Annotated in this window: 23 protein-coding genes and 1 pseudogene; 20 read left to right on the top strand and 4 right to left on the bottom strand. The window is 60.0% G+C overall.

The window, feature by feature from the left end:
• Positions 1-5: 5 nt before the first annotated feature.
• The 5 genes from AC244_RS05995 (at position 6) to AC244_RS05975 (ending at position 5,018) form a co-directional block, all read left to right on the top strand.
• The gene (locus AC244_RS05995; RefSeq protein ID WP_053247894.1) at positions 6-1,193 is read left to right on the top strand and encodes a polysaccharide pyruvyl transferase family protein; all 1,188 of its coding nucleotides are present in this window, start codon (positions 6-8) and stop codon (positions 1,191-1,193) included.
• Between the two features lie 17 nt (positions 1,194-1,210).
• A complete protein-coding gene (locus AC244_RS05990; protein WP_234716858.1) occupies positions 1,211-2,113 on the top strand; it encodes a UTP--glucose-1-phosphate uridylyltransferase in 903 nt (300 codons plus the stop codon).
• A 583-nt stretch (positions 2,114-2,696) separates the two neighbouring features.
• Entirely contained in the window at positions 2,697-3,860 is a 1,164-nt protein-coding gene (locus tag AC244_RS05985; protein WP_053248382.1) for an MFS transporter, read from the top strand.
• Positions 3,861-3,899: 39 nt separating this feature from the next.
• Positions 3,900-4,058, top strand: a complete 159-nt coding sequence (locus AC244_RS37440; protein ID WP_202596058.1) for a hypothetical protein — start codon at positions 3,900-3,902, stop codon at positions 4,056-4,058.
• 234 nt (positions 4,059-4,292) lie between these two features.
• Positions 4,293-5,018, top strand: coding sequence for a glutathione S-transferase (locus tag AC244_RS05975; RefSeq protein ID WP_053247892.1), 726 nt, complete (start codon positions 4,293-4,295; stop codon positions 5,016-5,018).
• A gap of 614 nt (positions 5,019-5,632) precedes the next feature.
• Here AC244_RS05975 and AC244_RS05970 read toward each other — a convergent pair.
• Positions 5,633-6,388, bottom strand: coding sequence for an SDR family NAD(P)-dependent oxidoreductase (locus AC244_RS05970; RefSeq protein ID WP_053247891.1), 756 nt, complete (start codon positions 6,386-6,388; stop codon positions 5,633-5,635).
• 234 nt (positions 6,389-6,622) lie between these two features.
• Between AC244_RS05970 and AC244_RS05965 the strand changes: the two genes are divergently transcribed.
• From AC244_RS05965 to AC244_RS05930, 8 genes are all read left to right on the top strand, one after another.
• Positions 6,623-7,213, top strand: coding sequence for a L,D-transpeptidase (locus tag AC244_RS05965; protein WP_053247890.1), 591 nt, complete (start codon positions 6,623-6,625; stop codon positions 7,211-7,213).
• Between the two features lie 124 nt (positions 7,214-7,337).
• Positions 7,338-7,475 (top strand): hypothetical protein, encoded by a 138-nt coding sequence (locus AC244_RS05960; protein ID WP_053247889.1) that lies wholly within the window; start codon positions 7,338-7,340, stop codon positions 7,473-7,475.
• Positions 7,476-7,601: 126 nt separating this feature from the next.
• On the top strand, positions 7,602-8,186 hold the full coding sequence (locus tag AC244_RS05955; RefSeq protein WP_053247888.1) for a hypothetical protein: 585 nt from the start codon (positions 7,602-7,604) through the stop codon (positions 8,184-8,186).
• A 78-nt stretch (positions 8,187-8,264) separates the two neighbouring features.
• Positions 8,265-8,846 (top strand): protein-S-isoprenylcysteine O-methyltransferase, encoded by a 582-nt coding sequence (locus AC244_RS05950; protein ID WP_053247887.1) that lies wholly within the window; start codon positions 8,265-8,267, stop codon positions 8,844-8,846.
• A gap of 10 nt (positions 8,847-8,856) precedes the next feature.
• Positions 8,857-9,642 carry a hypothetical protein gene (locus tag AC244_RS05945; protein WP_053248381.1) on the top strand — a complete coding sequence of 262 codons (786 nt, stop codon included), beginning with the start codon at positions 8,857-8,859 and terminating at the stop codon, positions 9,640-9,642.
• Positions 9,639-10,505, top strand: coding sequence for an SDR family NAD(P)-dependent oxidoreductase (locus AC244_RS05940; RefSeq protein WP_053247886.1), 867 nt, complete (start codon positions 9,639-9,641; stop codon positions 10,503-10,505). The genes AC244_RS05945 and AC244_RS05940 overlap by 4 nt, the downstream gene beginning before the upstream one ends.
• Before the next feature lie 467 nt (positions 10,506-10,972).
• A complete protein-coding gene (locus AC244_RS05935) occupies positions 10,973-11,188 on the top strand; it encodes a hypothetical protein (RefSeq protein WP_053247885.1) in 216 nt (71 codons plus the stop codon).
• Between the two features lie 409 nt (positions 11,189-11,597).
• Entirely contained in the window at positions 11,598-11,858 is a 261-nt protein-coding gene (locus tag AC244_RS05930) for a DUF1127 domain-containing protein (RefSeq protein WP_063934078.1), read from the top strand.
• A gap of 278 nt (positions 11,859-12,136) precedes the next feature.
• Here AC244_RS05930 and AC244_RS05925 read toward each other — a convergent pair whose 3' ends face one another.
• Positions 12,137-12,940 (bottom strand): APH(3'') family aminoglycoside O-phosphotransferase, encoded by an 804-nt coding sequence (locus AC244_RS05925; protein ID WP_063934077.1) that lies wholly within the window; start codon positions 12,938-12,940, stop codon positions 12,137-12,139.
• A 223-nt stretch (positions 12,941-13,163) separates the two neighbouring features.
• Here AC244_RS05925 and AC244_RS05920 point away from each other — a divergent pair, with 223 nt between their 5' ends.
• The 7 genes from AC244_RS05920 (at position 13,164) to AC244_RS05890 (ending at position 15,938) form a co-directional block, all read left to right on the top strand.
• Positions 13,164-13,568 carry a VOC family protein gene (locus AC244_RS05920; protein ID WP_053247884.1) on the top strand — a complete coding sequence of 135 codons (405 nt, stop codon included), beginning with the start codon at positions 13,164-13,166 and terminating at the stop codon, positions 13,566-13,568.
• Between the two features lie 195 nt (positions 13,569-13,763).
• Positions 13,764-14,090, top strand: a complete 327-nt coding sequence (locus AC244_RS05915; RefSeq protein ID WP_053247883.1) for an ArsR/SmtB family transcription factor — start codon at positions 13,764-13,766, stop codon at positions 14,088-14,090.
• Positions 14,087-14,497 carry an SRPBCC family protein gene (locus tag AC244_RS05910; RefSeq protein WP_053247882.1) on the top strand — a complete coding sequence of 137 codons (411 nt, stop codon included), beginning with the start codon at positions 14,087-14,089 and terminating at the stop codon, positions 14,495-14,497. The genes AC244_RS05915 and AC244_RS05910 overlap by 4 nt, the downstream gene beginning before the upstream one ends.
• A gap of 76 nt (positions 14,498-14,573) precedes the next feature.
• A complete protein-coding gene (locus AC244_RS05905) occupies positions 14,574-14,786 on the top strand; it encodes a hypothetical protein (protein WP_053247881.1) in 213 nt (70 codons plus the stop codon).
• An 11-nt stretch (positions 14,787-14,797) separates the two neighbouring features.
• Complete coding sequence (locus AC244_RS05900; protein WP_082366748.1) at positions 14,798-15,298, top strand: DUF1801 domain-containing protein; 501 nt, start codon at positions 14,798-14,800, stop codon at positions 15,296-15,298.
• Positions 15,299-15,453: 155 nt separating this feature from the next.
• Positions 15,454-15,660 carry a hypothetical protein gene (locus AC244_RS05895; protein ID WP_152975864.1) on the top strand — a complete coding sequence of 69 codons (207 nt, stop codon included), beginning with the start codon at positions 15,454-15,456 and terminating at the stop codon, positions 15,658-15,660.
• Between the two features lie 89 nt (positions 15,661-15,749).
• Positions 15,750-15,938 carry a hypothetical protein gene (locus AC244_RS05890; protein WP_053247879.1) on the top strand — a complete coding sequence of 63 codons (189 nt, stop codon included), beginning with the start codon at positions 15,750-15,752 and terminating at the stop codon, positions 15,936-15,938.
• A gap of 135 nt (positions 15,939-16,073) precedes the next feature.
• Here AC244_RS05890 and AC244_RS05885 read toward each other — a convergent pair.
• A pseudogene (locus AC244_RS05885) lies at positions 16,074-16,297 on the bottom strand (ABC transporter ATP-binding protein); the annotation flags it as partial.
• Positions 16,298-16,427: 130 nt separating this feature from the next.
• Complete coding sequence (locus AC244_RS05880; protein WP_234716857.1) at positions 16,428-18,920, bottom strand: TonB-dependent receptor; 2,493 nt, start codon at positions 18,918-18,920, stop codon at positions 16,428-16,430.
• Positions 18,921-18,953 lie beyond the last annotated feature (33 nt).

Genomic DNA, 18,953 nt, shown 5'->3' with positions numbered 1-18,953 from the left:
AGCTTTTGGCACGCATATTGGTCATGATCCCCGCCGGCGAAGTCTACGCCCATGACAGCGTTCGCTGGTATCAACATCAAGACGTCCAGTCTCACATCAACACCTACCATAATATGGGTGATGCGTTCGTCTTCGACTCGTCGCTGAAGCTGTTACGTTTCGAAGAACTCGGTGTCCTCGAAATATCGGAATTCAGGCCACGCGAAATCGCCCGGCTTCGGGAGGAATACGATTACGTATTCCTGCGCGGATCCAATTACATTCACGACGCCATGAACTGGGAGGCGGCCGCAACGGTCCTGAAGGCGCTCGGCCTGCCCGTCATCGGCTTCGGTATCGGCGCACAGGCGCCGGTGGATGGCAAAATCAGGCTCTCCGACGATACGCGCGCCGTCCTGCACTTGATGTCCGAATCGACGACCTCGATCGGTGTGCGTGGGGCCTATTCGGCCGAAGTTCTCTGGGACCTCGGCATCCGCAATGTCCGGATCGTCGGGTGCCCCACCGCCTTCCGGCTGAACGACCCGGAACTGCGCATTACGCTGCCGCCGCTGGAACAGGTCCGCAACGTCGGGGTCACCGTCAGGCGGGAAGTCTCCGACGCCTACGCCAAGGACATCGAACGTTATCTCGGCTTCCACCGAGACCTGGTGAAAACTATGGCCGGACGCTTCGAGACCGTACTGTTGACGCAAGGCGAGGTCGAGGAGAAGAAGCTCGTTCTGGGAAACGAAGCGCAGCGCGACGAAGCAATCGCTGCGCTCAAGGCCGACCATTGGACATCATCATGGTATCTCGATGAAACGATGCTGCGCCTTTACCAGCAAAGACTTTTCTATTCCGATGTCGTTGCCGATTACGAACGGCTGATCCGTGCCCAGGATCTCGTGCTCGGCTATCGTCTTCACGGCAATCTCATGGCGCTGGCGAACGGGGTACCGTCGATCTACTGCACCTATGACAGCCGAACGGCCGAATTCTCAGACACATTCAAGATCCCCAGTTTCGACATCTTCGGGCAGGCGGAGTTCTGTCTCGAGGACTATTGGGACCAGGCGCTTTTCGACAGGTACAACCGTGCCTGGTTCCACACCTACGACGAAATGTACCGTTTCCTCACTGAAAATGGTGTCGCGCATAAGATGCACGACATCCTCAAATCCCCACAGGCGAAAATCTCCCGAGTTGCCTGAAGCGAAGAGGTGTGAACATGCAAAACGCGAAGATGCAGAACAAAGTGCGCAAGGCGATCATCCCGGCCGCCGGATTCGGTACGCGAATGCTGCCGGCGACGAAAAGCGTTCCCAAGGAACTCCTGCCGATCGTCGACCGGCCAATCCTTGATTACATCGTCAGCGAGGCGTTTGCCGCGGGCATCGAACACGTCATCATCGTCACCGGCCGCATGAAGGGTGCGATCGAGGACTACTTCGATCACGCATTCGAGGTCGACGCGACGCTTCGGCGGGCCGGCAAGAACCCGCTTGCCGATCGTCTGGCGACGGCAACGCCCGATGTCGGAAGCATCTCATTCGTGCGCCAGCAACAGGCCCGTGGCCTTGGACACGCCGTCTGGACCGCGCGCCACATCGTCGGCGACGAACCTTTCGCGGTGCTGCTGCCTGATATGCTGATGGTCGATCACGAGCCCTGCCTCAAATCCATGACGAGCCTCCACCAGCGACACGGCGGCAATGTCGTGGCGGTCGAGCGGTGCCTGCCGGAAGAGGCCCACAAGTTCGGCATCGTTTCCTTGAAGCAGACCATTGCGGGCGCTCTGGTCGATGGCCTCGTGGAAAAACCGGCACCGGGCACGGCGCCAAGCAACCTGTTTATTTCCGGGCGCTATATTCTCCAGCCCGAGATCTTCAACATCCTCGAACGCCAGGAGCCCGGCGCAGGCGGCGAGATCCAGCTGACCGACGCCATGATCACTCTGATGAAAGACCAGGAAATTCGCGCCTTCGAATTTGGCGGCCGCACTTTCGACTGCGGAAATCCTGCCGGCTTCGTCGCGGCCAATCTGCATATGGCAATGACGCGCGCCGACATTGCAGCGGGGATCTCCGGCGAGATGCATGCGCTGATGGCGCCCATCCGCGCAATCGCCTGACAGCGTCACCCCTGTTCTTGGCGCGTTGCTATTCGGCCCTCCGGCCGATCTCGGGCCGGCCGTCTTCGCCTGAAGTCGGCCGGTCAACCAAACGCCGCGAGCTTCGTCATGCGCATTGACGTCGGCGTTGGCCTGGTGGAGGGGGAGAAGCTCGCAACACATCGCCTTCAAAAGCCCACAACGGATGCCCGGATCAATCCCGGCGCCTGCCCCTCACGATGGTGCCCGCTCCGCTTCCATGTATATTTTTTTCATTTCATCACCGTAAGCTCACAAACCGCGCCATAGTGCGCGCATGTCGCTATGATCCGCGATACTCCAGAGTTGAGCGATTTCCCTTGACCATCCAAGAGTACTGGTCACATTTGTTGCGCATCGCCTAATATTCCGGTGGCAAGACAGCGTCGTTCTGCATAGAAATTCGACACATCACCGAAGTATCCCCGTTGACAGCCGCGCTCGTCTATCACACAAATTGTGAAAATAATTTTCAACGACGACCCGGAATACACAAGGACATCCCTGCCCCAAGACACGGGCATGCGGACAAGTTGACAGCACGATATTTCGAGGAGCAATGCGCATGACCAGTCAGCGACTCATCATGCTGATCTTTTTCCTCCAGCCGATCGCTTTTGGCGCCTGGCTGCCACGCATTCCCGACATTCAACAAAAGCTCGGCCTCGGACCGGCGGAACTGGCACTGGCACTGCTCGGGATGCCGGCGGGCATCCTGCTCACTCTGCCTTTCGCCGGACGCTTCGTCGCCTGGATCGGCGGCCGCGCCACCATCCTCTATGGCTTTGTGGTATTCCTCGGGCTGGTGTGGCTGCCGACATGGGCGCCAAACATCGAAGCGCTTTTTGTTACGCTCGCCGCCGTCGGGGTGGCATTGGCCACATTGGAGCTCGGCCTCAACGTCGAAGCTGATGCCATCGAGAAGCGTTCCGGCCAGTTGATCATGAGCACATGCCATGGCTTCTGGAGCCTCGGCATCATGGCCGGCAGCTTGGTCGGCATCGGTTTTGCCGCGGCCGGTGTGTCGCCGGAATGGGCCGTGCTGATAGCAGCGGCGATCATGTTACCGATCAGCCTGTTGGCAGCAAGAGCGCTGCCGGACCTGCACCCAGCAGAAGCGCACCAGGCGGACACCACCCAAACAAGGCGCCGCCGACCAAGCCGGGCGTTGCTTGGTATCTGTTTCTTCGTTTTCGGCATCACCATGACCGAAGGCGCGGTGGCCGACTGGTCGGCGGTTTACCTGCGCGACGTCTTCGGGCTCACCAGCGCCAGCGCCGGTTTCGGCTATTCGATCTTCGCCTTCATGGTCGCGGCTGGGCGTTTTGGCGGTGACCGCCTCAAGGCAACTTACGGGCCCATCGCCGTGGCCCGGGCATGCGGACTGGCGAGCATCGCAGGCTTGTTCCTGGTGGTGGCAAGCCCCGCGGCCTGGGCCGCGCTCGCCGGCTTCGCCGCGATGGGCTTCGGCGTCTCGGTAGGCTTCCCGCTTGCCGTCACGGCCGCTGCCGACCAAAAGGACCGGCCAGCGGCAGCGAGCGTCGCCATCCTGTCTTTCGTGGCGCTCCTCGGCTTTCTGATCGGGCCGCCGATGATCGGGCTCGTCGCAGAGCACAGCGACATGCGTTTCGGCTTGGGCATGCTTATTCCATTCCTCGCCGTAAGCTTGATGCTGACCGGTAGGTTGAAGCCAACCACGAACGCAGTTCCCGCGTTGGCATCGACCTGACGTCGCAATTGGTGGGCGCTCCAAGTGGTGAGACCCGAAATGGCCACGCTCGTCCTCGGATCAAAGCCATTGTCGATTGCCGCCTCGCCACTCAGTGGTGGTATCACGCCGCCCTTAGATGCCGTGCTGATTCAGGAGATATTTCGTCGCCGCACCCTGGTCGAAGCTTTCGCAGCCTTGCGCGGCATCATCCAGTGAAACGCGGATGAAACCGCCGAGGCTAGACCGTCTCCGCGGCAGCGCGTCGAAGGAGCCGCAGCGGGACAATGCGGAGCACTTCCCGCTATCGACGACGCGGTAGACAAGCGCCGACTTCTGCTCAATGTTTGAAAACGATCGCATCGCGCGACCGATCGCGCCGGATTGACGAGCCCGCGATCGGCATCTTGATATGACAGCAATCCGATGGCTCAGATTGCTTCGGGAGGTGGCATGGCATTTGAACTTTACTACTGGGATGGCATCCAGGGTCGCGGTGAATTCATACGCCTGGCGCTGGAAGAGACCGGTTCGAACTATGTCGATGTCACGCGGGAGCCGGACCGCGGGACTGAGGAGATGATGCAGATCATCAATAGCTCGTCAGAGGCGCATATTCCCTTCGCGCCTCCCTTTCTCAGGGACGGCGACCAACTCGTCTCGCACGTCGCCAATATTCTTTTCTATCTCGGCCCGAGGCTTGGTCTTGCCCCATTGGATGAAGCATCGCGCTGGTTTGCGAACGGCCTTCAACTGACGATCACCGACTTCGTCGCGGAAGTGCACGACACGCATCACCCGATCGCAACCTCAAAATACTATGAGGACCAGAAGGACGAGGCGAAGGCGCGGTCATTCGAATTCGTCAGGAATCGTCTCCCGAAGTTCCTCGACTACTTCGAACGCGTACTGACACAGAACTCGGCACAAGGCGGCCATCTCGTCGGTAACGGCCTTACCTATGTCGACCTGTCGATGTTCCAGATGATCGAAGGGCTGCTCTATGCCTTCCCCAAGGCGATGACAGGCCACGAGTCCCGCTATCCCGGTCTTGCACGCCTGCACCGGCTGGTGAAGAACAGACCCGCGATCGCTGCTTACCTCGCATCGCCGCGACGATTGGCCTTCAACGAAAGCGGCATTTTCCGCAGGTATCCCGAACTCGATATCGATCGATGATCGCGGCGCGCCATAGACGCCCAAACTAGGCCCGATGCCTCGGGGATAGTCCGTGGAAGACAAGACCGGCTATCTGCGGGTCATGCGCATCGGCAGCCGAAATTCGACATCGCATTCGAGAAGACCATCTGTCCATCCTGCGGAGGGAAGATGCCGACATCACGCGTTTTGCGTTGCCGCGACAGATTTCATTGCGTCCGCCCGTTTCTTCCAACATAGTTGATGCAGCCCACGTTTATTCACACACGTGAGGAAACCTGCATGCGCCGCGTCGAAGAAGAAGAGCACCGCCACAATCGCGACCCCCTGCTGATCTCAGCGATTATCGCGTCGACATTGTTGATTCTCGGCGCCACGTTGCTGATGATGCTGATCTAGACCCGTCGCCCGGCTTGGGGCCATTGCCGAAGCGCCTTAAGTACGGCCGCCAGCCGGCCCGTGTCCTCGCGCGGTGGCCCTGCGGGGCGGGCGGCGACCCCGAACGCTCTTCGGGGCAGCTGGCGCAGCGTCTCGTCTAGAGCGTCTCGCAATCTCCAGGATTCGCTTGCTGCGCCTCACGCTCTTTTTTTGCGCATGTCGTTATCGCAAAATCGCTGCACACTTTTGCGCGAACTTTAGTGAGCGGTATAAGCGCCATCCACCAGATGGTAGCTACCGGAGATAAAGCTCGCTTGTTCGGACAGGAGAAAACAGACGAGCGCTGCAACTTCCTGCGGTGTACCGCGTCGACCCATTGGCTGAAGCGCTTCCAGGCGGCGGTTGCTGGCGAGCTCGGACTGCTCGGACAGCAGTGGCGTTTCGATCAAGCCGGGGCCGACAGCATTGATACGGACACCCCTCTTTGCATACTCGATTGCGGCGACCTTCGTCAGGCCGACAATCCCGTGCTTGGCTGCCGTATAGGCCGATGCGGTCGGCAGGCCGACGGACCCCAGAATGGACGACATGTTGACGATGGAGCCGCCCCCTTGCGCCGCCATCGCAGCAATTTCGTACTTCATGCAATAGAATACGCCGTTGAGATTGACGCTTATCAGCTTGTCCCAATCGTCTACCGGGTAATCTGCCGTCCCCCTTCGGACGCCGTCGATCCCAGCATTGTTGACGGCCAGATGCAGGCCCCCGTGTGTCTGAACAACGGACTCGACCAGCTTCTCCACTTCCGCGGCCCTGGCAACGTCGACCGCCAAGGAAAAAGCATTGCCGCCGGATGAACAGATCTCGGCCGCCACCGCACGCGCGGCGTCGGCATTGATATCCGCTACGACGACCCTCGCGCCCTCGGCGCCGAGCTGACGGGAAACGGCAGCACCTATTCCAGATCCTGCGCCGGTTACAAGCGCGACTTTGCCGGCGAAGCCAAGCTCCATTCTGTGCATCCTTGTTCGAGAGCCCAATCGACCAGAGACGGACGCAAGCTGCAAGAAGTTTCATCCATTGTGACGTGCTTCGTCAGCCTGCACTTGCGAAAGGTGAAGTGCAATGGTCTTGGTGCTTTCTGCACTACTAGTTTTCTCCGCAACAAAATGAAGAATAGCGACTTGGCCGGTGAACGCTTGAGTGTTAAAGACGAAACAGTGCTGACCGATTACTAGTAGGTGGATATGAACAGTGACCGCGTTACCCGGCGGGCGATTCTGCTCGGCAGTTTGGTTTTAACGGCATCTGGATGCACCTCAACAGCACAGCGATTGGGCGAGCCCATTCTTTCTGCCCTCGGAGGAGGGCCGTCTTCTCGTTATCGACGCCGGAATGTGGGTTATGACGGAAGCGAACCCGCTGGAACGATCGTCGTCAACACGTCGGAGCGTTACCTCTATCTCGTTGAAGGCGGAGGTCGGGCCATGCGCTACGGTATCGGCATCGGGGAAGAGGGACGCACGCTCAAAGGCGAAGCAAAAATCGGCCGCAAGGCCGAGTGGCCCTCGTGGAGGCCAACCGAAAACATGATGCAGCGCAAGCCGCATTTACGGCAATACGCCGGTGGCGTCGGCGGCGGCCTGCACAATCCTCTTGGTGCAGCGGCCCTTTATCTCTACCGCGGTGGGCAGGACACGATGTTCCGGCTGCATGGAACAAACGAGCCGTGGACCATAGGTCAGGCAGTATCGAGCGGATGCGTCCGATTGACCAACGAGGATATCGTCGATCTGTACAACCGCACCCCGGTCGGAACGAAGGTTTTCGTGATTTGATCGCGCTTTTATGTTCAACGGCACAAAATGTGTTCTTTTTGCACTAGGCGTCCGCGTCGAACGCCCTATTAATATAAGCGTTGCCTTCGATAAACCTATTCCATGATGAGGAGAGGACGTCTTGATGAGCAGAAATCTAATCGTGATCGCTACCTTGCTTTCCGTCGTCAGCCTGAGCGGCTGCGATACTATTGGCAAAGGCAAAGGCAAAGCACCGCCGCCTGCAGTGGAGACGGCTGAACCTGCGCCTGTCTACAAATAATTTGAACATCTGATGTGTGGGGAGGGCCAGTGCTCTTCCCACACCATCCCAACCGGCTGGACCGGCATTGAAGCTGTCAGCCTTGCCGGACTGCGATCATCGGAGTTCAGGAGATAGCTCACAGTGATGCCGCTTATGAGAGGCCGACTAACGCTAGTGGTGATGCTGGCGTTTGCGGCGGCTGCCTGCCAATCAGAAGATCAGAAGCCCCAACCGCGTTTTGTCTCCAGCAGCAGCGGCGCACCTGCGATAAGCGCAGATGTAGCCAGGGAAAGCGGTTACTTCATCGAATTCCGATCCCGTTATGCCCTGAGTTACGGCCACACCTACGTCATTTTCGGGCGTACGAACAAGGCCGGAGGCATGATCAATCCCGAGGTGGCGGGGCTTGCACCGGCGACGACCAGCGCCACCCCCTATGTCCTCGGGCATTTTTTGCCGGTTCCTGCCGAAACGGGAGCGAGCGACGGCGATCTCGAGGAGGAGTACAGGTCGGCAAGCTGGCGCGTCATGCTGACCGAGGCAGAGTACACCAAGACTGTCGCCTATATCAGACAGCTTAAGGCGAAATCGCGCTTCTGGCAGGCTTCGGTCTACAACTGCAATGCGTTCGTGGCGGACATCGCGCGCTCCATGGGATATAAGACGCCCAGCATCTGGCTTAGACCGCAACAATTCGTTACCAAGCTTCGGCAGATGAATGCGGGCTAACGGCGATCAGTCCAGAATTTTGTGTCCAATCGATCGTAGATCGCAGAAAGGCTTCGGTGATTTGAAGTGAGCGTATCGATGGCCGCTCTGGGCAAAATCGTGTGGGTGATCGGCATCATCGCCTGGTACTTTATTCGCGTCCCGTTCGACCGCCGCGCCAAGCGCGTTCGCGTCGTCAGCAACCGCCGCTCGCCTGTGGACATGTTCGGGCTTGCGTCCGGGCTTTTGGGCCTTGCGATCGTTCCGTGTTTTTACGTGGCCACCGGCATTCCGCGTGCGGCCGACTATCCCGCCCGTCCGTGGGTCCTCGCACTCGGGGCGGTCATTTTCCTTGCTGCCCTGTGGATCTTTCGTCGGACTCATAAGGAGCTTGGTCGAAACTGGTCCATCACGCTGGAGATTCGCGACAAACACGAGTTGATCTCCCGCGGGCCATACGCCTTTGTTCGCCACCCGATGTACACGTCGTTCATGCTGATGGGCCTCGGCCAAGCCTTGCTGCTGTCCAATTGGGTGGCGGGGCTAGCGGGCCTGGTCGGGTTCGCAGTGCTTTTTTTTCTAAGGGTGGACAAGGAGGAGCGTATGATGCTGGAGATTTTCGGTCCTGAATACCGCGACTACATGCAGAGGACCAAGCGAATCGTCCCTTATCTCTATTGAAGGTGGCATGATGCGAGGCCGAGCCATCAAGCTTTCGGCGCCGCGGCGCCTTGTCTGCGATCTGATGCGGTTTTCGATCGGGGTGCCGCGCGTTACCGTTCAGCGGCAGATGAACCTCGACCCACTGCAAAAAGCCAGAATCGCCCAAACCAGCAGGCCTTCCTGGACCGTGCTGTTCCTGAAGGGATACGCGCTTCTTTGCCGGGAGACGCCCGAGCTCCGGCGCGCATACGTCAAACTTCCCAGACCCCAGCTCTATGAATATCCGGAAAGCGTGGCGTCCATCGCCCACGAGCGCGAGCATGACGGTGAGCGGGCGGTCCTGTTGAGCAAGATCAAGTGTCCGGAGCGCCGCCCGATCCCGGAACTGGCCGCCCTGATCGATGCGGCGCGATCGCGTCCGGTGATGGAGATCAAGGAGTTTCGACGCGCCCTGAAGGTTGCCCGTTTGCCGGGGCCAATCCGTTGGCTGCTCATGTGGCTTGGGCTCAATCTGGGGTCACGGCGGGCGCACTATTTCGGCACCTTCCAGCTGTCTGTCTACTCGGGCCTCGGAGCAGAGTCGCTTAACCCACTGACACCTCTGACCACACTCCTCAATTACGGCCCAATTTCCGAGAGCGGTTCGGTTACCGTCCGCATCCATTACGACCACCGGGTCATGGATGGAGCCAATGTCGCGCGCGCGCTGGAGCGCTTCGAAGCGATCCTGAACGGTGACGTCGCCGACGAAGTATTGAACCTTGCTCAAGGCGAAACCGTTCAGGCGCCCCCGTTGTCGCGGAAGACCAAATGATGGCACAGTCCGAAATCCGACCGGCCGTCGTGGTCGCCGGCGCCTCACGCGGTATCGGCAGGGCAATCGCCAAAGTTGCGGCCCGAGAAAAACGGCCGGTCGTGCTGGTCGCACGATCTCACGACGATCTGGCGGCATCGGCAAACGAGGTTCGCGAGGCCGGCAGCGAAGCATTCATGCTCGAGCTCGATCTGTTCTCGCCCGACGCGTCATCGCGTCTGGCGGACTTTCTAACGGCAAACAACCTGTGCTGCGACGTCCTGGTCAACAGCGCCGGCTATGGTTTGCGGGGTGCGGCAACAACGCTCCCCATCCCGGATCAGCTGGGGATCATCGACCTCAACATACGCGCCCTCACTGACTTGTCCCTCCATTTCCTGCCGGAGATGGTCGCGCGTGGCCGCGGTGGCGTGCTCAACCTTGGCTCCATTGCCGGCTTCATGCCGGGCCCCAACATGGCGCTGTACTACGCCAGCAAAAGTTTCGTGCGGTCATTTTCGGAAGCCCTTCACCAAGAGCTGCGCCGCACCGGCGTCACCGTGACATGCGTTGCTCCCGGCCCGGTATCGACTGACTTCCTTCAGCGATCGGGTGCCGACCGCGTGCCGCTTTTCAAGGTCTTGCCGAGGCTCGACGCGGACTACGTCGCCGAGCGCGCTTGGCGCGGGTTCAAGTCGGGGCGACGTCTCGTCGTGCCGGGCCTTTCCGCGAAACTGGCGGCGTTCGCGGCCGCGTGGCTGCCATCCGCAATCATGTTGCCGCTGATCGGCCGACTGCAACGGCGTAGCAATGACCCTTGCCCTTGCGGCTCCGGCATCAAGTTCAAACATTGCTGCGGCGCGCATCCGCGACGTGGTGGCTGACCCGCAAACCGGCACGGGAAACCGCTGATTAATTTTGCCGCGATCGCCGGCTTCGAAGCTTGCTGACGAGATGGCCCCCCGGGTTTCGCCAGATCTCATTGCCGTTGCAACATCTGCGCATTCGTAGCCGACAGCGCGACTGTCGCAGCCGACGCCGGCCTCTGAGCCTGATGCGCGTGGGCTATGGCCGGTCGTTGCAGCCAGTGACTGGTGCGGTCACTTTGCCTCTGAACGCAAGGCGGCCCGATCCTTGAACTTGAGAGCTTAGAAGCCTGACAGCTGTCAGGCTTCTTGTTTGAATTCTGCTCTGCGTTCTGCAACTCTCAACGAGCAGCTTCCATCGCGACCTCACGCACGAACCGATCCGGTACCGGACGCGTAGGAATGGGTATGCGGGCGCGGACGGAAACACTACAATCGCTGTCCATCGCAAGGCGTCAAAACCAGCACGGACCGGGTCTAAGGCTATGCACAAGTACACCGTCACCGTTACCGAAGAAATCGAGGCCGATACCGCCGAGGAGGCCGCTTTGCTCATGTATGAGGAACTGACCAGGCGACCGCCGCCATTACGTTATTCGGTCACCGATGAGGCGAAGACCACCACCACCCTCACGCTGGATCGGGAAAAGGCAGACGAGTTCGCCAGTGTCGACCACACCGCCGACCCTGGAAACTGGTAATGTCTCTTCATAGAGGCTCACGCGCATAAGCATATTGGCATGGTGGCCACAGAATACTGTTGCCATAGAGCAACAGTATTCTCGCCGATCATTGCAATTCGAAATTGCGTCTTGCGGAAAGAACATTCCCATGCGACGTTATATTGTCGGCAACCCACATTGGAGGAGGCGTGAGATGACATATACTCTCTTGAACATGCGCACCTCTGGTGGATTCGTTGCTGTGCTCGGGATGCATCGAGCATCCTGCTTTGACCCATCGGGTTCACAAAGCGCCTAAACGCTGACCGTCAACGGTTCGGCATTTCCCAATTGACCTAACGTTACCGGCCCGCGGCGCGCACATTTGCGTCCAAGCCCAAATCAACATTTAGAGGACCCGATCGCGTCGCAGCGTCGGGATGAACACATGCGTGAAACATCATTTCCGGTCGCCGGCACTCTGCCGGCAGCCCTCGACGAACTGTGCCGTACGTTCGGCATCTGGAGAACGACCATCGGCCTCGTTCGGGCAGCCTGGCGGCAGCGCCGGCTGATCAACCAGACGACCGGTCTCTCCAACCGGATGCGTCGCGATATCGGGCTTCCCGAAACCGACGAACCGCCCGACGATCCCTGGATCTCGGCATGGGCATCGCCTCGGTGGGCTCCGGCCGTTCGGATCAACTGAGGAGGTAACGCAACCGCCAGGCCCGTCAGGGCAAAGCGGTAGTGAAGCCGCCGTCGCAGCACGGGCACCACGCCAGTGGTGCCCGTGACCTGCCGCTACAGCGCCGCGCGGCAAATATGACGGGCTAAGGACGATGTGGCACCCTATCCATGCTGCAAATTTTGCCCTTCGATCGGATCCGATTTACGGATTTATGCGGTCGGACAGCGACGAGGACATCATAGCGGCAAGCCGGCCACCAGGTTCATGGTAGCAGCGTCCAGCCGAAGATGGCTCCATCATCCCCATGTCAGTGGATCGAGACGCAAGTAGAAATCAAGACGCGCGCGATCGGGTGCCGCAATCCCCAATGTTTCGAACAGGATTTCAGAGGCCCGCTGTTCCTGATTCGGCCTCGCCCAGCTTTCACGGGCGTTGGCGGTCATCAGCGCCAGATCGGCGTAGCGGTCCGCCGTTCCGAGGCGACCGAGATCGATCACGCCGGTGCAGCGAAGAGTTCGAGGGTCGACCATGAAGTTCGGCATGCACGGGTCACCGTGACAAACGACCTGGTCCCTTGTTTCCTGCTCGAGGCGAACCACGAGTTCGCGCTCCACGCGCGCCAGCAGCTCGCGCGCGGGCGTCTCCTGATCATCGACCGAGAGGAAATCGGGATTGACGGCATCCCGGGTAACCACGTCCGCGGCGCGCGCAAACATCTGCGCCAGGCCGCGATCGAATGGGCACCCGCCAGCATCCAGCGCATGGAGAGCACCGAGCTGCTGCGCCATGGAGGGCCAGGCACCAAGCAGGTCGGCAGCCGAAAGATCGACTGCCGGGATGCCTTCGATTGCAGAAATGATCAGGCAGGCACCTTCGTCGGCAATGCGCCAATCGATAACCTCAGGGGTCAAAACACCTTTGTCGCGCAGCCACAAGAGCCGGTCGCGCTCCCCGACAAGGTCCGCGGAACGTTCTGTCGCCGCCGCTTTGGCGTAAGCTCGCCCGTCGCCGCGTCGGTAGACGAGATCCCCCGACTCTCCCCTGATGACGGGGATCCAGTCGGAGGGTGAAGGTTTGAGTAATGCCTGTGCCCAATCCACAACGACGGCTCCCGGGTTTCGAAACTGCTGCTTTAACTGGGTGTCGCAAACAACAATTGCAAATTGCGGTATGCAACTTGGCCAGGATAACGTGTCGGCGGATCCCAATTACCTGATGGGTCATTGCTTTGGGCGCCGATATCGCGAACTTATTTGCCGGTCGGCCCCGCAGACAGATGTTTGGCAGCGGAGCTGCACTCCCGTAAGAAAACGAAGGGCAGAGATGAACCAGGCGCTCGCACTAATCGCAATTGTCGTCCGGGACTATGACGAGGCGATTGATTTCTATGTAAACAAGCTGGATTTCGCTCTGGTCGAGGACACCTATCAACCTGAGCAGGACAAGCGCTGGGTCGTCGTCAAACCTGTGGGCGACGGCAATACCTCCTTGCTTCTCGCACGCGCCTCTACTGCTCATCAGCAAAACTACGTCGGCGACCAGGCGGGTGGACGGGTCTTTCTCTTCCTGCGCACGGACGACTTTTGGCGCGACTACAACAATCTGGTGAAGCGAGGCGTTGAATTCGCCCGGGAACCCAAGGAAGCGTCCTACGGTATCGTCGCGGTCTTTAGGGATCTCTACGGCAACCTTTGGGATCTGGTGCAGTTTACCGATGGCAGGAGCTGAGGACACTTGCGTTCATCCGTATCGATCGCCATGACCTGGGCAAACGATTGCCGTCAGTCTTAACGACGGGTCGGGTTCGATGCTTCCGACCATTTGACGATTATCTCCGGCGCAGCGTTGATCGCTTAGCTGGGCTTGACTTACATATAGCTCGGCGGTTATTGATCTAACCCATAGCCAACGAGTTATTGAATTGTGACACCGCAGCCCCACGAGATTCTGTTCAAAACGCTTGCCGATCCGACGCGACGGGCGATCTTCGAGCGGCTATGCCGCGACGGCGACCAGACGGTCGGGGCGCTGACGGCGCATGCCGGGATCTCGCAGCCGGCGGTTTCCAAACATCTCGGCGTCCTGAAGCGCGCCGGCCTGGTGCAAGATCGGCACCAAGGTCGCCTGACGCACTATAGCGCGCAGCTCGGCGCGCTTGACCCGCTGGTCGGCTGGGCAAACCAGATGACCGGGTTCTGGCACAACCGCTTCGACGACCTCGAAGATTTGCTCAAAAGGATGGATCAATGATCGAAACAGCAACCGAAACGCTCACCGTCGTCGTCGAACGGGAGGTGCCCTATCCGGCGGAGAAGATCTGGCGCGCGCTCACCCAGCCGCACCTGATCGAGGAATGGCTGATGAAGAACACCTTCAGCCCAGACCAGGGGCACCGTTTCAATCTCACGGCCGACTGGGGCGCCGTCGACTGTCAGGTGCAAGCGGTCGAACCCAACAAGTCACTGTCCTACAGCTGGGACACCAAGGACCTGAAGAGTGTCGTCACCTGGACACTCACGCCCACGGGCGCCGGGACCCGTCTGCGCATGGAACAATCCGGTTTCCGGCCGGATCAGCAGCCCTACTATCAAGGTGCGCAGGCCGGATGGCCAAGGTTCCTTTCAGCTCTCGAGCAAGTCTTGGAGCGGCTGGACTGACGATCAGACCTAAATCGTGTGTTCGCGCCGGGCGGATCATCCGATCCGTTCCGGCTGGTATTTTGAGGAGGTGCCCATGAACTGGAACAACTGGATTCGTCAAATTCACCGCTGGACGTCGCTTGCCTTCGCAGTGGTTGTGGCTGCGATCTTCATAGCCTTGGGAGTTGGCAAGCAACCCGCCGAATGGGTCTATTTCCTGCCCCTGTTCCCACTCGCCATCCTGGTCGCCACCGGTCTCTACATGTTCGTGCTGCCATATCTCAACGGGCGGCAGACCGCCGGATAGGCGCAAGCACAATGGTGAGCAAGACGCCCAGAAAGCCGGCGAACTCATCGGAGAAGCCGGTGGCAGCAAAGGCAGCCAAGCCGGACGGGACGGCACCCGTGCAGCCCGGCAACGTGACCCTGCTGTCGGGTGGCAACCCACAGATCGCCAAGGGTTATGGAGACGCCCCCGTCCAGGCCTATATCGCGGCCATGCCGGGCTGGAAGAGCGATGTCGGGCGGCGCCTCGACGCGCTCATCGAACGCACCGTCCCCGACGTATACAAGGCCGTCAAATGGAACTCTCCGCTTTATGGCCTTGAGGGCGACGGCTGGTTCCTCGGCATCCATGTCTTCACGAAGTACGTCAAGGTGGCGTTCTTCCGCGGCTCGTCGCTCAATCCGATCCCGCCCGGCCAGTCGAAGCAGAAGGATGTGCGTTATCTCGACATTCGCGAAGACGACCAACTCGATGAAGAGCAATTCGCCGATTGGGTAAGGCAAGCCAGCCAACTGCCCGACGAACGCATGTGACAGTTCGCAGATGGCGTCTCGCCAACCCACCGCGCCCCTTAAGGCTTTATTAAGCATAGCTTGAACGTGGCCGTCCGATGGGCTTGGGGACGCGCACGGCTTCACCTAAGTACACGCTCCTCACCCGATGCTGGGTGATTTGATGGAGTGACATGATGTCAATGGAAAATGAGGCTGCCGCGCAAGCGCTGGCCCTCGATCGTTCGGTCAGCGATGCCGAAATAAATATCGCCATCTCCCATGCACAGAACGCAATCGAGGCCGCGGGTGAGACGCAGTCACCAGGGCTGCGCCGCGCGATACAGGTCAAGGATGCGCTGGAAGGCGCGCTGCGGATCCGCGGCAAGGCCGCCGGCCAGTGAACCGACAAACTCCGCAGGCTTAATGATCCTCGGTCAGTCCAACAACACTGCGCGCGCCCGATAGATCCGCACCTTAAACAGGATTTACGATGCAACTGATGTCCATGCCGGCTGTTGCCGGCATATCCTTGGGCGTTGCGATCGCCATCATATTCTCCCGAAAGCACCGTGGGAAACCCGCCGGCGAACGGGCGCTCGTCTCGCTCGGAAGTTTCCTCGCGACGCTGCTCGCGCTGTTCGTTCTCAATTTCGCGATCTTCTGCTTGCAGCAGCCTTAAAGCGCGCCGCGATCTCCAGGATTCGCTTGCTGCGCTTTAAGCTCTTGCTTTTGCGCATGCCGTTATCGCAAAACGGCACACTTTTGCGCGACATGCCTTGACGCGTGTCCGGTCGAACCTCTCGATGTGCCCCGGCTAGGCAACCGCCCGCAACGCCGGATCGGGGATAGGCACTGCGGCCATCAATGCCCTGGTATCGGCCTGCTGAGGATCCTCAAAAAGCGCGTGCCCATCTCGACGATGCGACCCGCACGCATCACGGCGACGTGGTGCGACATGCACTCGATCACGGCCATGTCGTGAGAGACGAAGAGATAGGCGAGCCCCACCGTCTCCTGCAGTTCCAGCATCAGGTCCAACGCGCTTGGCCCCTTCGGGCGTTCTTGCATCGACACTCAGGATGTCGATGCAAGAACCGACGGGAGTGCGGATAGGGATGGTGTCACGAAAAGACGATCGTCGGGAAGTAGAACGACACGACCCAGATAGTCAGAACTTCCGGCTGATGGCGATCTTAAAGTTTCGCCCCGGCATCGCCGAAATCCCGTCGCTGAGATAGGGCTCGTAGTATTTGTCGAAGATGTTGTCGACCGCCAGATGCACCTCGCCGCCCTGCATGAGGCCCGATGTCGGCGTCCAGTCGAGGAAGAGGCCGTGCACCGCGTAACCGACGCTCGGCGGGCGAGCATAGGTCTGTCCGCCCTGATTGTAGGGCGTCCGGTTCTGGTCGTCGACGAAGGTGCCTGTCCAACCAAAGGCGAGGTCCTGGTCCGGCACCTTGATCCCGGCCGTGGCGATGACGGTCAAGGGGGCGAGATCGTTGATATAGGTGTCGGGACCCCAGATATTGTTGACGGCACCGGTCCGCTCGCCCGTCATCCAGGACACGCCGAGATCGGCGAACATGCGCTCGGTCTCGTAGTGCGATTGCAGCTCGATGCCGCGAATGTCGTAGGACGGCGTGTTCCAGTAGAACGGGACGTTGCCCGACACGCCAGCGAGGTTCGCCGAGCCGAACCGACGCGTCACCGGATTAGAAACGTGGTTGTTGTAGAACGAAATGCGCGTCGAGAGCATGTCGCCCGTCGTCAGCACGTCGTTGAAGCTCATGTCGACGCCGATATTGAAGGTGCTGTTGCGCTCGACATCAAGATCGCGGCTGGTACCGGAGGCCTTGGTCAGCACGCTTTGCGCCGAGTAGATCTCGTCGATGTTGGGCACCCGCATCGCGTAGGCCCAATCGGCAAAGAACCGCACCGTGGGGGTCGCCTCCCAGGATAGGCTGATTGCCGGCGTCACGCCCTGGTGCGACACGGCAGAATAATCGTGTCCGGCCAGCGGATTGTTAAAGCGCGGCGCCTCGTTCGGCACGCCCTTGGAGCGCACGTGATCAAAGCGCAGGCCCGGCGTCACGGTTAGGGTATCCGTCAGTTCGATCCTGTCGCGAACGAAGGCAGCAAAGGTCTTCTGGGTGCCTTCCGGCATGAACCACGGCGCGTAGTAGCCGTAGTTGTATTGCGCCTGGGTCCGGTTGGCGACATCGTACATCCAGATGTCGCGGTCATGATCGAAATACTGGACGCCATAGTTCAGGCTGTGCGACAGGCCAGCCAGCGTGAAGTTGGAGGTGTTTTCAGCCTCGAACTTGATGTCGGTATAGGTGGCATCGTTTTCGAAACCGCCGGTCGATGCGCTCGGATTGAGCCCGGGAATATCGGGCCGCGTCGCGTGCTGGCTGGTCGACGAGAAGCTGGCCATCATCCGGTAGTTCACCAGATCGCTGTCGCCGGTATAGCTGTAGTTCAACGTCGAGGTGAAATCCTCGATCTCGCGCCAGGTGAGCAGGCGGCGCATCGCTTCCTTGTAGCCGTAGCGGGCGATGTTGAACTCCGACGGCGCCGATTGGCCGCGAATGGCAGCCACCGGCCCCCAATTGTCGTTCTGGCCGTAGGCGACCGTGCCCCTGATCTCGTGGCCGTCGTATTCGGCACCGACATTGGCAAGCAAGGTCGTCAGCTTCGAGTTGGAATAGTTGTAGATCTCGCCGCCGCCGACGCGCATGTCGTCGCTCTTGCGCCATGTCGCCGCCAGAAGGCCGTCATAGGTCACAGGCCCGCCGAAATCCGACTTTCCGTAGAGGGCGCCGGTTTCCAGGAACTGCTTGTTGGCGCTCTGGAAGCCGGACTTGGCCCAGACGCCCCATTCTTCGCCCGGCCGCAGCATGTCGGTGGCGTCCTTGGTTTCCATCAGCACGGTGCCGCCGAAGCCGCCGTTGCCGTAGCGCACCGAGGTCGCGCCTTTTTCGATCTCAACGCGCTTGAGCAGCTCGGGCTCGATGAAGACCGTGCCCTGGTCGTATTTCTCGAAATTCTTCGGCGCGCCGTCGAGGATGATCCGGACATCCGATTGCCGGGCGAAGCCGCGGATGGCGAGCGTCTGTCCTTCGAGGCGGACGCCACCGCCCATCGACACGCCAGGTGTCTTCTGCAGCAACTCCGGAAGGCTCGAGGCCTGGGCCTTCTCGATGTCCTCGGCATCGAGCACGGCGACATTCGGCGCGCGATCGCCGCGCTTGGCATCACCGCGCACGACGATTGGGGCGAGCTTCGTGCCGTCGGTATCGACAGGCGTCGATACTTCGGTGGCGCCCATAAGTTTTACCGTCGAGCCGCCGACGAACCGGTAGCGGACGCCGGTCCCGCTCAGCAGCCGCGACAGCGCCTCATCCGCCGTCATCTCGCCGGCAAGACCGGCCGTGCTCACGCCTGACGCGACTGAACTGTCGAACACGAACTGCAGCTTGAGCTGTGTCGCCAGACGGTTGACGGCCGCAGTCAGCTTGCCGGCCGGCACGTCGACGTGATGCACCAGCGCATCCTGCGCGAGGGCGCCGGTGACCGCAAAGGCAAACACAGTACCTGCCATAAGCAGGTTGAAAATTTCGGGGTGGCGGTATCCGCCGGTCGCATTCGAATATGGCATGACAGTCCCAGACAATGAGAGATGGCCGAGAAA

The sequence above is a fragment of the Ensifer adhaerens genome, from assembly GCF_001270265.1.
In the GTDB taxonomy this organism is placed as follows: domain Bacteria; phylum Pseudomonadota; class Alphaproteobacteria; order Rhizobiales; family Rhizobiaceae; genus Ensifer; species Ensifer adhaerens_B.
This window is presented reverse-complemented; position numbering and strand designations above follow the sequence as displayed.